The following is a 12,612-nucleotide window of genomic DNA, read 5'->3' as shown; positions in this document are numbered from 1 at the left end:
GGCCGGGCCCTACCGCCCCACGAACCGGTGCGACGGCACCGTCGCATGCTGCGGCGCACGCCCGAGCTTTTTCTTCACGTACAGCTCCGCGCCCTTCTTCAGCTTCTCGGTGAACCCGAGCTTCACGTACATCCCTTGCGTCTGCCGCAGCGGCGTGAGCACGTAGCGCGACTCGGAGATGAAGCGCGTGCACTCGCGCAAGAGAGGCTCGAGGTGGCGCCGCTTGTTGCCTTCCCACTCGGTCATCCAGTCGTCTTCCAGGATGTTGTCCGACATCACGTTCAAGACGGTGCTCGTGGTGTTGTTCGCGAGGTAGTAGCAGCCCAGAAGCGGCGACACCTGAAAGATGTTGGAGGAGAGCTCGCGCTCCGGCGTGGTCGAGAGAATCTTGTTGACCGCCTTCATCTCCTTGTAGCGCGCGGCCATGATGATCACCTTCTGCAGCAGCTTCGCCACCGCCGCCGCCGCCGACACGGCCGGACCCGTCGCGCCGCCCAGGTCCGCGAAGAGCCCGGCGGTGGAGACGGCGAGCTGCGTCGTCTGGATCGCGGCGAGCGCCGCATGCTCGTCCCGGCTGTTGCGCAGCAAGAGGCCCACCGCGTCGCACGCATCGCGCGCGTTGCCCGGCACGAGGAACTCGCGCTGCTTTTTCGTCTTGCGCGACTTGTGCCAGTCCTGCGCCGCCTTGCCCCAGCTCTGGGCCGCCTGCGCGCCCGACTTCACCTGCTGCACGATCGGCAGCGCCGAACTCACGAAGTCGGTGAAGAACTCGACCCCGAGCTCCGCGATGATCACGTGCAGGTCGACGCTGTCGAAGACTTCCATGAGGAGCTTCAGCACCTTGTCGAAGCCCGGGACTTTCAGCAGGCGCGGAAAGTCGACGTCCGGGACGTGCAGCCCGCTGAAGTCGAAGCCGGACAGATCGATCTCGGGCAGGTCGACGTTCGGGACCGAGGGGAAGTTGATGTCGGGCAGCGTCACGCTCGGCAGCGACACGCGCAGGTCGATGCGGAAGAACTCCGGAAAGTGCACCTTCAGGTCGGGGAAGAGCAAGTCGAAGTCGATCGCGAGGATGCGGCTCAGATCGAGCATCAGCGACGGGAAGTTGAGATCCGGCCACTTGATCGCGAGCTGCCACGCGAGCGCGCGCAGGGAGATGTCGGGAAAGAGGTCCTTGTACTTGAGGATGCCCTTCAGGTTGAGCCGCACGGTGGGCAGGCTGAAGCCGGGGATCGAGCCGAGGCGCACGTCCGGGATCCAGCTCAGGTCCACGCCGGGCAGGCGCAGCGTGGGGATGCGCACGTTCACGAGGCGGCGCAGGTCGATGCCGTCGAAGATCTTCACGTTGAAGGACGGCATGTCGAGCTCGGGCAGGCCCACGCCCGGAATCGCGCCGACCTTTTCCTTGGCGGCCTTGGCTTCCTTCGCAAGCGTCTTGGCGTCTTCGACGCGGCTCTTGGCCACGAGCTGCGTGCCCGTGAACATCTGCCTCAGGGACTCCTTGCGTTCGCGCTGGATTTCCATGAAGGCGGCGCGAAGCTCGATCTCTTCCGTGAACGTCAACGGCATGCGAATGTCCCCCTCGACTGCTGGGTGCTCAATGACGGCTGAGCTCGCGGGCAATGATACAGGGGCGGACCGGGGCGTCAACGCGGTGGAGAAGCCGCGACTCCACCAGAAGTATGGAAGAGGGCGCGCGACGGCCGAATCCGTTGTGCGAAGCCGGGTACCACTTCATACTTCGCTGCAAGCCCGCCGCGCCCGCGGCCATCGGCTCGTCGTGAACCTGCTCTTTCAAGGGAATCCATGCACCCTGCAACTTCCGGCCGCCCGGATTTCGCGAATCTGCCGGACGCGCTCGTCGAACGCGTCGCGGATTTCCTCGGCACGCCCGCCGTGGGCGCGCTGAGCCTGGCGTGCCGCCGACATGCAAAAGCCACGCTCCCGCGCCGCATCAGACTTCTCGATGCCGACTACACGCGCGTCTTCAACCAGTACATGCGACTGAAGACGGAACACTGTGCTCTGCGGAGTGGGACAGCGAAGATCGATCCAACGGTCGATCGGATGGGGCGAATGCGCGCCGTCGGTGGCCAGGTTGCCGCGATCACACCCGCGCTGGACAGGCGCCTCGAATGCTGGGACCTGCTGGTCGAGCGCTCTTCGTCGGAACGTCTGCCGCCGCCAAGACTCACGTCGCCCGACGGCTACCTCGCCTCGGCTGACGCTATCGCGCGAACTCCCGCCTGAGCATTCGCGCTTCATCCGGGCGAAAGCCCGACCGCTCCATCGCATCCAGGACACGCCCCACCCACCGCGCGTGCAGCGGATTGCTCGATCGGGTGAGCGCCTCCAGCACCTCGCGGATCTCCACACCGACTGCGGCCAGCGCGCGCGAAAGGTCCTGCGCATCCAATCGTGCTTCGAGCACGGCGCAGACGATGGCCGCGGCCACCGTAGGATTGCCCTGGCTCAGCGCCGCCTGGGCGGCGGTGCTCCCGTCGTGACCCGCAGTGAAGAGCAGCATCTTGTCCGCGTGGGGCAACTGCGATGCGCCGACCATTCCCAGATGCGTGTAGACGATTTGCGCGATCCGGTCTTCGGGGTCCGCCGTGTCCGACGCGACGGCATGCAGCAGTGGCTCCCCGTCTTCGGAGCCCGCGGGGATGCGGGACTCCAGAAGCGCCAGACGCCGCGCCGGATCGATGGCGTCCGCCGGCGCCGACAGCATGTGCTCGACCAGCGTGAAGCATTCGGGCCCGCGGCAAAACGCGAGTGCGCCCGTGAAGGCCGTGAAGCCCTCGCTGCTTGCACCGAGGAGCTGGTGCAGTGCTTGCGCGTGAACCGACCCCGAATCATGGCGTGCCCGGGCGCTCTCGAGCACGCCGCGAACGACGTCCTGCCTGCCTTCCTGCATGCCCGCGAACAGCACGTAAGGCGCGAGCCGCTGCTCGGGCGGCACGAATTCGAGAAACTCCACGGGTAGCGGGGGCGGCTGACCGCCCTTTGCGAACACCGGGTAGAGCAGGCAGAACCGGGGCTCGTCGTCCGCCTCGAAGAGGTGGGCGATGTCGCCCGTGGCCATCCAGTCCTGCAGCCGCTTGCCGCTCAGCCTCGCGGGATCGGAATCGACCCGGCGCTCATGCAGCTGCGTTCCGAAGTTGAAGTCGAAGAAGTTCACCACGAATTCGACATCCTCGCGCGGGCCGCCGTCTTCGCCGGGACTTTTCACCAGCACCTCGAAGGCCATGGTGTGCTTGGGCGATTCCAGCAGGAACTGGCGCGACTCGCCCACCGCGAGGCCGCGAAAGAGTTTCGCGCACAGGTCGCCGAAGTGCTCCTGAGGGACGAGCGCTCGCGCACCGGCGGCGCGAATGCGCAGGTACTCGTCCTCCGTGTCCGGATCGATGTGCTGCGCAACCGCCTGCGCATCGACGAGGACGTCTTGCGGAAACGGGCGGCCGCCGGGCTGGCGGTGCTCGTACCGGCGGGTCGCCCACCACGTGGCGCCGTGCCGGCAAACGGCCTGGTCGCCGTCTCCGTACGTGCCCGCGCCATTGAGCTTGGTGGCCCGCGCCCGGGCCCGCAGCTCGGGGTCCTTCGCCTGATGGTCGTAGATCAGGCCGCCCAGCGTTCGCGTCTGCGGGGGGCCGTCCCGTCTTTCGTAGACGACTCTGGACTTCACTTGCGAGACGAAGGCGGAGTTCGCGTAGACGTCGGCGCCATGCCCCACGCGCACCTCCCACGCCTGAGGCTGGACCGTACAACGTATTTCGATCGTCGGCGGCGGCCCCGACTCCGGGGCGAGGGCCAGCAGATCGACGATCCCCTCCGGCGGGTCCGTGAGGACGAGATGCGCGAAATCCGGTCCGAGCGAATTCAGCCCCACGAACAACTTCCCCTCGCCGTCACTTGCGAGCCGGTGGCTCAAGTCCGCGGACAGATGCACCGAAGTGATCGCCTGACCGGCCTCGCGGCGCAGCACGCCCCAGATCGCGGGCACGTTGGCGAGCAGCAATGCGTGACTGGACGTCACGCCCGACAGATCGAGCTGCGGTGTCTTCACGCAGGCAATGAGCGCGTCGGCCACCGCGGCGGGGACGAGATGGGCGGCGATGCGGCGAAACTTCGGCAGCTTGAACTGCTGCTCCAGAAGGGTGGTGAGCTCCTCGCGAGGCGATCGCCGGGCGCTGTCAGCGGTCTGGTGGGCCGCAACGGCATCTTCTGGCACAGGCGACGCAACCTGAGACGAGGCATTGGCGCCACGGTGCACATCCACGAGGACACTCCTCGACAATCCTGGCTCACGCTCCCTGGCCTTGCGCATTGAAACATCAGTGGAGCGCCCACGCAACTGGACCCTGCGGATTCAATCCTTCGGCCGGAACTCCAGGATCACGGGCGAGGGGACGCGCCCGTCGGTGTCGCGAGGCAGCACTTCGGTCTTGTCGAGCGCGCGCAGGACCGCGTCGTCCCATGCCCCGACGCCGCTGGACTTCACGAGGCGCTTGCCGACGATCGTGCCGTCCGGCGCGAGGCGCACTTCCACTTCGGCCGTGGGATTGCCCCGCACGTCGTCGGCAAAGACGATGTTGGGCTTCACCCGCGCGCGCACGCGCGAGCCCCAGCTGCTCGAAGGCCCGCTCGAACGTGCGGCTGCGCCGGGCGAAGGCGTCGTTGCCGTGCCGCCGGCCATGCCCTGCAGGCGCTTCAGGTTCTCGTCGCGCAGCTTTGCGAGGCGCTCTTCCTGGAGCTTTTCCTTGCGCTTCTTCTCTCGCTCCTTTTCGCGTTCCTCCTCGAGCTTCTGGCGTCTTTCCTCGGCCAGGCGCTGCTGCTCCTGCTCGCGCTTCAGTGCCTGAGCGCGTTCGCGTTCGCGTTGCTCGCGCAGTTCCTCGTCTCGCGCGCGTTTCAACGCCTCGATTCGCTTCTGCTTGTCGCGTTCGAGGTTGATGTCCGGCTCGCGCGGCTTCGGGGGCTCGGGTTTCGGTTCGACCTTTTGCACGGGTTGCGGAGGCGGCGGTGGCGGCGCGATCTCCTTCGGTGCGGCCTGTTGCGGTACTGCCGACCAGAGTTCGGCTTCGGCCGAGACGTCCTGTGCTTCGCGCTGCCACCGCAGACCCCAGGTCAGGGCGACGAGGAGGAGTGCGTGCGCGAGCAAAGCCAGCAGGAAGCCTCTCACGAGCCCTGGCTGCGGGGGCGGTGCGAATTCGGAACGCTCGGCGGCGACGTCCATCTGCTGTCGTGTCCTACTTCGCGACCTGCACCGAGAGGCCGACTCGCTGCACGCCTGCGCGCTGCAGCGTATCCATCACCTTCACCACGGTTTCGTACTTCACGTTGCGGTCGGCGCTGATCACCACGGCTACGCTGCCCGCGGGCGCGGCGGCCTGAACCGCCCTCACGCGTGGCGCGATGTCGGCGAGTTGCACCGGGCCGGACTTGTCTTTCTGTTTCAGTTCCAGGTGTTCGTCTTTCGCGACGATGACCTGGATCACCTCGTCGGGCTGGCGGGCTGCTTTTCCGATCGAGGGGAGGTCGATCATGCTGGGTGTGATGAGGGGCGCGGTCACCATGAAGATGATGAGGAGCACGAGCATGACGTCGATGAACGGGACCATGTTGATCTCGTTGATCGTGCGGCGGCGTTGGCCGCGGTGGGCGACGGCGGGCATGTCAGTGGGGCCTGTGTTGGCGGCAAGGGGCAGAACCCCCGGAGAGGCGAGGGCCTGCGCTACTGCCCGTCATTCCCGTGAAAGCGGGAATTCGGTGCCGCGGGAATCCCTGGATCCCCGCGTTCGCGGGGATGACGGTGCATGGGGGGATGACGGTGCATGGGGGGATGACGGTGCATGGGGGGATGACGATGTATGGGGGGATGACGGTGCCTGCGTTCGCGGGGATGACGGTGTCTGCGTTCGGGGGGATGGCGATGTGTGGAGGGAGGTGGCAGTCGTGATATTCGAATTCGCCGCGTCCGTGGTTTGTCGACTGGCCGTGCCGCTGTGTGGTCCTTGCCGTGGGGCCGAGGTCAAATCGGCTGTCCGTGTTGGCTCCCCTCTCTTTCCCGCTGGGGAAGAGAGGGGCGGGGGGGAGAGATGAGGAAAGCGAGGTGCTGCCCTGCAGGGGCAATGGAACCCGAGTCCGAGACCGATGCGGAAGGCCCCGCGAGGTGCCGCCCTGCAGGGGCATTCGAACCAGGCACGGGTCCATACCGAACATGGCTCAGTGCCCCGAAGCCGAAGAGGGCGTCTGCGCCCCGAGGTTGCGTTGCAGGATGTTGGAGAACTCCTCGATAAAAGTCTCCAGCTTGATCGCGACGCGATCGATGTCGCGCGCAAAGCGGTTATAGGCGACCACCGCCGGGATCGCCGCGAAGAGGCCGATCGCCGTCGCCACCAGTGCCTCCGCGATACCCGGCGCGACAGTCGCGAGCGTCACCTGTTGCAGCGCCCCCAGCCCGGTAAACGCATGCATGATCCCCCACACCGTCCCGAAGAGCCCGACGTAGGGTGACACCGATCCCACCGAGGCGAGAAACGAGAGGTTCTGCTCCACCGCATCCACCTCGCGCTGGTAACTCGCGCGCATGGCCCGGCGCGCGCCGTCGAGCAGCGTCCCCGCGTCGCTGATGCGCCGCTCCCGCAGCTTCTGGTATTCGCGCATGCCGGAGGCGAAGATGCGCTCCATCGGCCCCGCGAGCTTCGCGTTCTGCGCGGCGGAGGCGAAGAGGTCGTTCAGGCTCGTGCCCGACCAGAACTCGCGCTCGAACGCGTCGTTCAGCGACTTCACCCGCTTCAGCGCGAAAAGCTTGCGAAAGATCGCCGCCCAGCTCGTGATCGACACGAGCACGAGCAGGAGCATCACGAGCTGCACCACCCAGCTCGCGCCCAGCACCAGTTGCACGATCGACAGGTCTTGATTCATGGGTACAAACGTTCCAGGATGGCCGGCGGAATCCTCCCCGGCTTCAGCGACGCGGCATCGACCCAGCCGATCCGGATGGTCCCCTCCGCGAGCAGGGCGCCGGCCGCGCGCAGCGACGCCCGCTGCGCGATTATCAGAGAGGCCCGGCCTGCCGATTCGAGCCGCGCCGTAACAAGAAGTTCATCGTCCAGCCGCGCGGGCCTCAGGAACCGCACCGCCGTCTCGCTCACGACGAAGATGCCGCCCGTCGCCTCGCGCAGGCCCGCCTGCTGCACGCCGAGCGAGCGCAGCCACTCGGTGCGCGCGCGCTCGAAGAACTTCAGGTAGTTCGCATAGAAGACGATGCCGCCCGCATCGGTGTCTTCCCAGTAGACGCGGATCGGGAACTCGAACATCGTCACCCGGCAAGCATCTCGCGCAGGCGCGCGGCCGCTTCCTCGAGGTGCGCGAGCGAACTCGCCGTGGAAAACCGCACGAAGCGCGATGTCTGCGCCGTGCCGAAGTCGCGCCCCGGCGTGACGGCGACGTGCGCGCGCTTCATCGCCTCGAACGCGAAGTCCCAGCTGTTGGCGACCCCGAGCTTCGCGAAGGCGGCAGAGACGTCGGCCCAGGCGTAGAAAGCGCCGTCCGGCGTGACCGGCACCTCGAGGCCCATCGACCGCAGCTCGGGGATGAACCAGTCGCGGCGCTTCCTGAACTCGGCGCGCCGCCGCTCGTATTCGGCGATCGATTCCGGCTCGAAGCAGGCGAGCGCGGCGTACTGCGCCACCGTGCTCGGGCAGATGAAGAGGTTCTGCGCGAGCCGCTCCAGGACGGGCACGAGCGGCTCGGGCGCCACGACCCAGCCGAGCCGCCAGCCCGTCATGCTGAAGTACTTGGAGAAGCTGTTGATGCTCACCACCCGGTCGTCGATCGCGAGCCCGGTGTGGCCGAAGGTGTCGTCGTAGGAGAGGCCGAGGTAGATCTCGTCCAGGAGCGTGATGCCGTCTTGCGACTGCACGAATTCGTGGATGCGGCGCAGCTCCTCGGGGTGGATCGACGTGCCCGTGGGATTCGAGGGCGAGGCGAGCAGCACGCCGCGCGTTTTTTCTCCCCAGTGTTCCCGCACCTTCGCCGCGGAGAGCTGATAGCGCTCGGCCGCCGTCGTCGGCACGAGCACGGGCGTGCCCTCGGCCGTCGCGACGAAATTGCGGTTGCACGGGTAGCTCGGGTCCGGCATCAGGATCTCGTCGCCCGCTTCGACGAGGGCGAGGCATACGAGCTGCAGCGCGGCCGACGCGCCCGCCGTGACGACGATGCGGTGCGGCTCGACCTTCACCGCAAAGCGATCCAGGTACCACTGCGCGATGCGATCGCGCAGCCGGTCGAGGCCGACCGCGTGCGTGTACTGCGTGCGCCCGTCGCGCACGGCGCGCGCCGCGGCTTCCTGCACGAGCGGCGGGGCCGTGAAATCGGGTTCGCCGATGTTCAGGAAGACCATCGGCCTGCCGCTCGCGGACACTTCGCGCGCGATCCGCGAGGCGGCCTTCGCGACTTCCATCACGTAGAAGGGTTCGACGCGCGCGGCGCGGCTTGCGAATTTCATCTTGCGACCTTCATGCGGCCCGACCTCGTCTCTTTTCATTTCACCTCACCTGGCCTCGCCTTGCCCGAGGCCCGATCGGCCTGCACTTCGGCCGGCCGCAGTGTCACGGCCAGCCCGCTCAGCACACCGTTCACATACTTGTGGCCGTCGGTGCCGCCGAACTCCTTGGCGAGCTCGATGCATTCGTTGAGCACCACGCGCCACGGCACGTCCGCGCAGTGCATGAATTCGTACGCGCCCATCCACATCACCGCGTGCTCGATGGGAGAGAGCTCCGCGAGCTTGCGGTCGAGAAGCGGCTCGATCAACGCATCGAGCTGCGAGGCTTGCGCGATGCAGCCGCGCAGGAGCGCGTCGTAATGCACCGAGTCGGCCTTGTGGAAGCCCGAGAGGGCGCGCGTGAAGTCGTCGATCGCCTGCGCTTCCTGCCGACCCACGATGTGCTGGTAAAGGCCCTGCAGCGCGAACTCGCGCGCGCGGCTGCGCGGCGGCTTGGCCGCTGACTTGCGAGGCGTCTTGGGCGGCGCCTTCTCCGGGGTTTTGTCCGGCGCCTTTTCCGGCGCCTTCTCCGGCACCTTCTCCGGCACCTTCTCCGGCGCCTTGCCCGGCGCCTTGCCCGTGCCCGCGCCTTCCTTCGTCGCTTCGCTCATCCGACCGCGTCCAGCAGATTGGCCATCTCGACGGCCACCCGCGCGGCGTCGCGGCCCTTTTCCTCCTGGCGGGCGATGGCTTGCGACACGTTTTCCGTCGTGAGGATGGCGTTGGCGATCGGCAGCTGGTAGTCGAGCGACACGCGCGTGACGCCCGCGGCCGACTCGTTCGCGACGAGTTCGAAGAGGTAGGTCTCGCCGCGGATCACGCAGCCGAGCGCGATGAGCGCGTCGTAGCCGCCTTTTTCGGCGAGCGCCTGCAGCGCCACCGCAATCTCGAGCGAGCCGGGCACGGCCACGAGGTCGATGTCCTTGCGCGCGACGCCCAGCGTCTCGAGTTCCGCCACGCAGGCCTGCGCGAGCGCGTCGGTGATGCCCTCGTTCCAGCGCGCGCGCACGATGCCGATCACGAGTTCGCGGCCGTCGAGGCGGTCGGCCTTGCCCTGGTCTGCGCCAAACATTCGAAAGTCCTTCGTCGTATTTTTCTTCAGCGCGCCCCGGGCGCGAGGTAGCCCGCGACTTCGAGGCCGTAGCCGGCCATGCTCGGCATGCGGCGCGGCGCGCCCATGAGGTTCATGCGGTAAGCGCCGCATTCGCGCAGGATCTGCGCGCCGACGCCATAGGTTCGCAGGTCCATGCGGCCGTGCTCGGGCGCCTGCGCGGCACGCGCCGTGCCCTGGAATTGTTCCACGAGCTGCTGGCCGCTTTCGCCGCAATTGAGCAGCACCGCGACGCCCTTGCCGTGCCGCGCGATGTGCTCGAGCGACGCGTCGAGGCTCCACGTATGCATGCCGCGGTTCACCTCGAGCGCGTCCAGCACGGAAAGCGGCTCGTGCACGCGCACGGGCACGGCTTCCTCGCGGCTCCAGCGGCCCTTCACGAGCGCGAGGTGCACGCCGCCGCTCGGCTTGTCGCGCCAGGCGTGCGCCATGAAGTCGCCGAACGCGGTGACGAGGGGGCGCTCGCCGATCTTTTCCACGAGCGACTCGGTGCGGCTGCGGTAGCCGATGAGATCGGCTATGGTGCCGATCTTCAGGCCGTGCTCGGACGCGAAGAGCTGCAGATCGGGCAGGCGCGCCATCGTGCCGTCATCCTTCATGATCTCGCAGATCACGGCCGCGGGCGTGAGCCCGGCCATGCCCGCGAGGTCGCAGCCCGCCTCGGTATGGCCCGCGCGGATGAGCACGCCGCCGTCCACCGCCTGCAGCGGAAAGATGTGGCCGGGCTGCACGAGGTCGCGCGCCTTCGCGTCCTTCGCGACGGCGGCCTGCACCGTGCGTGCGCGGTCGGCCGCGGAAATGCCGGTGGTCACGCCGGCGGCCGCCTCGATCGACACGGTGAAGGCCGTGCTCATCTTCGTGCCGTTGCGCGCCACCATGGGCGGCAGGTTGAGGCGCTCGCAGCGTTCGCGCGTGAGCGTGAGGCACACGAGCCCGCGGCCGAAGCGCGCCATGAAGTTGATCGCCTCCGGGCTCACGTGCTCGGCCGCGATGACGAGGTCGCCTTCGTTTTCGCGATCCTCCTCGTCGACGAGGATCACCATTCGCCCCGCCTTCATTTCCGCGACGATCTCTTCCACGCTCGAGATCGGCGTGGGGGAAAGTGGCTTCACGACCGCGCTCATTCGGCCGGCCTCCGCGCCGCGTGCCGCCGCCGGCTCATGTTCGCGCCTTCAGCATGCGCTCGACGTAGCGCGCGATCAGGTCGATTTCCAGGTTCACGCGGCTGCCGGGCTTCAGCGCATGAAGCGCCGTGTGTTCGACGGTGTGGGCAATGAGGTTGATGCTGATCTCCGAGGCCTCCGGCGTGTCCACCACCGAGTTCACGGTGAGGCTCACGCCGTTCACCGCGACGGAGCCCTTGTAGGCGAGGTATTTCGACAGCGGCCTGGGCACGGCGACGCGCAGTTCCCGGCTTTCTCCGACGGGCGCGAAGAGCGTGACCGTGCCGACGCCGTCCACATGACCCGCGACGATGTGCCCGCCCAGGCGGTCCTGCGCGCGCAAGGCCTTCTCGAGGTTGACGGCGCCCGTCTCGGCGAGGCCCGCCGTCTTGTCGAGGGATTCGGCGGAGATCTCGATGCAAAAGCGGTTCGCCTTCGCATCGAATGCGGTGACCGTCATGCAGGCGCCGTTGATGGCGATGCTGTCGCCCAGCCCCACGTCGTCCAGCCAGCCGGCGGGCGCGTCGATGTCGAGCCGCTTGCCATGCTGCGCGGAACTGCCGAGGTCGTGCACGGCGGCGATGCGCCCCACGCCCGTGATGATGCCGGTGAACATCCGCGCATTTTCGCAGGTCCGCCAGGAAGCCGCCCGCGGGGAGGCTTCCTCGATCATCCGAACGCGTCGCGTCCCGGGACGCGGGCGACCATGCGCAGGTCGTCACCGACGCGCCCCACGTCCCGCCATTGGAGTGCCACCGCGTCGCGAAGGGCCTCGAACGGCCCGATGTTCACCATCCCCCGTCCCTGCCCCATCAGCATGGGCGCGAGATACACGAGGAATTCGTCGACGAGGCCCTCCCGCACGAGCGAGCCGTTCAGCTTGAAGCCCGCTTCGACGTGCAGTTCGTTGATCTCGCGCAGCGCGAGGTCGCGCATCGCTGCCGCGAGGTCCACCTTGCCGCCTGCCCCCGGCAGCGCGACCACGGTGGCTCCGCGGCTTTCGAGCGCGGCGCGCCGCGCTCGATCGTCGACCGCGCAGTACAGGAGAACGGTGCGGCCCGGCCCGAGGACTTTCGCATCGAGCGGTGTTTCGAGCTTGCTGTCCACCACCACGACGTGCGGCTGGCGTGTCGCCGGCACGAGCCTCACGTCGAGCCGGGGGTCGTCCTCCAGCACCGTGCCGATGCCCGTGAGCACCGCGCCCGCGCGGGCGCGCCATGCGTGGCCGTCGGTGCGCGCCGCTTCGCCGGTGATCCACTGGCTGCGCCCGTTGTCGAGCGCGGTGCGTCCGTCCAGCGACGCCGCGAACTTCATTCGCACCCAGGGCGTGCCGCGCACCATGCGGCTGAAAAAGCCGAGGTTCAGCTCGCGCGACTCGTCCGCGCCCGGGCCGGTTTCGACCTGAATGCCCGCGGCGCGCAGCCGCTCGAAGCCCTGGCCGCGGACTTTCGGATTGGGGTCGCCGATCGACGCGACGACCCGCGCGATGCCCGCGGCCGCGAGCGCGTCGCAGCACGGACCCGTGCGGCCATGATGCGAGCAGGGCTCCAGCGTCACGTAGGCCGTCGCGCCTCGCACGTCGTGGCCGCGCGCCTGCGCATCGCGAAGAGCCATCACTTCCGCGTGCGCCTGTCCGGCGGGCTGGGTGGAGCCTTCGCCGAAGAGCCGCATGCCGTCGGCCGAGACGATCACGCAGCCCACGCGCGGGTTCGGTTCGGAAATGCCGACGGCGCGCTGTGCGAGCGCGAGCGCCTGCCGCATCCAGGAGTGTGCTTTCTCGTCCGCCATTG

Annotated in this window: 13 protein-coding genes; 1 reads left to right on the top strand and 12 read right to left on the bottom strand. The window is 68.0% G+C overall.

Going from position 1 to position 12,612, the window contains the following annotated elements:
* Positions 1-9 precede the first annotated feature (9 nt).
* Entirely contained in the window at positions 10-1,569 is a 1,560-nt protein-coding gene (locus tag VHA82_RS23825; RefSeq protein ID WP_325547886.1) for a hypothetical protein, read from the bottom strand.
* Between the two features lie 237 nt (positions 1,570-1,806).
* On the opposite strand from VHA82_RS23825, the gene VHA82_RS23820 reads away from it, so the two are divergent.
* On the top strand, positions 1,807-2,250 hold the full coding sequence (locus VHA82_RS23820) for a hypothetical protein (RefSeq protein WP_325547884.1): 444 nt from the start codon (positions 1,807-1,809) through the stop codon (positions 2,248-2,250).
* Here VHA82_RS23820 and VHA82_RS23815 read toward each other — a convergent pair.
* From VHA82_RS23815 to ribD, 11 genes are all read right to left on the bottom strand, one after another.
* Positions 2,228-4,231 carry a ShET2/EspL2 family type III secretion system effector toxin gene (locus VHA82_RS23815; RefSeq protein ID WP_325547882.1) on the bottom strand — a complete coding sequence of 668 codons (2,004 nt, stop codon included), beginning with the start codon at positions 4,229-4,231 and terminating at the stop codon, positions 2,228-2,230. The two genes, VHA82_RS23820 and VHA82_RS23815, sit on opposite strands and share 23 nt — an antisense overlap.
* A gap of 138 nt (positions 4,232-4,369) precedes the next feature.
* A complete protein-coding gene (locus VHA82_RS23810; protein ID WP_325547880.1) occupies positions 4,370-5,233 on the bottom strand; it encodes an energy transducer TonB in 864 nt (287 codons plus the stop codon).
* Between the two features lie 13 nt (positions 5,234-5,246).
* On the bottom strand, positions 5,247-5,672 hold the full coding sequence (locus VHA82_RS23805) for a biopolymer transporter ExbD (protein WP_325547877.1): 426 nt from the start codon (positions 5,670-5,672) through the stop codon (positions 5,247-5,249).
* A gap of 550 nt (positions 5,673-6,222) precedes the next feature.
* Entirely contained in the window at positions 6,223-6,924 is a 702-nt protein-coding gene (tolQ, locus tag VHA82_RS23800) for a protein TolQ (protein WP_325547875.1), read from the bottom strand.
* Entirely contained in the window at positions 6,921-7,319 is a 399-nt protein-coding gene (ybgC, locus tag VHA82_RS23795) for a tol-pal system-associated acyl-CoA thioesterase (RefSeq protein ID WP_325548004.1), read from the bottom strand. Before ybgC ends, tolQ begins: the two co-directional genes overlap by 4 nt.
* 2 nt (positions 7,320-7,321) lie before the next feature.
* Entirely contained in the window at positions 7,322-8,509 is a 1,188-nt protein-coding gene (locus VHA82_RS23790) for a pyridoxal phosphate-dependent aminotransferase (protein WP_325547872.1), read from the bottom strand.
* 35 nt (positions 8,510-8,544) lie between these two features.
* Positions 8,545-9,159: a transcription antitermination factor NusB gene (gene nusB, locus VHA82_RS23785; protein ID WP_325547870.1), complete on the bottom strand. Its 615-nt coding sequence runs from the start codon at positions 9,157-9,159 to the stop codon at positions 8,545-8,547.
* Positions 9,156-9,620, bottom strand: a complete 465-nt coding sequence (gene ribH, locus VHA82_RS23780; protein ID WP_325547866.1) for a 6,7-dimethyl-8-ribityllumazine synthase — start codon at positions 9,618-9,620, stop codon at positions 9,156-9,158. Before ribH ends, nusB begins: the two co-directional genes overlap by 4 nt.
* Before the next feature lie 26 nt (positions 9,621-9,646).
* Entirely contained in the window at positions 9,647-10,783 is a 1,137-nt protein-coding gene (gene ribBA, locus VHA82_RS23775; protein WP_325547864.1) for a bifunctional 3,4-dihydroxy-2-butanone-4-phosphate synthase/GTP cyclohydrolase II, read from the bottom strand.
* 34 nt (positions 10,784-10,817) lie between these two features.
* Positions 10,818-11,438 (bottom strand): riboflavin synthase, encoded by a 621-nt coding sequence (locus tag VHA82_RS23770; protein WP_325547862.1) that lies wholly within the window; start codon positions 11,436-11,438, stop codon positions 10,818-10,820.
* A gap of 53 nt (positions 11,439-11,491) precedes the next feature.
* Positions 11,492-12,610, bottom strand: coding sequence for a bifunctional diaminohydroxyphosphoribosylaminopyrimidine deaminase/5-amino-6-(5-phosphoribosylamino)uracil reductase RibD (ribD, locus tag VHA82_RS23765; protein WP_325547860.1), 1,119 nt, complete (start codon positions 12,608-12,610; stop codon positions 11,492-11,494).
* Positions 12,611-12,612 lie beyond the last annotated feature (2 nt).

The organism is Ramlibacter sp. (assembly GCF_035548915.1).
Taxonomy (GTDB): domain Bacteria; phylum Pseudomonadota; class Gammaproteobacteria; order Burkholderiales; family Burkholderiaceae_C; genus Ramlibacter.
This window is presented reverse-complemented; position numbering and strand designations above follow the sequence as displayed.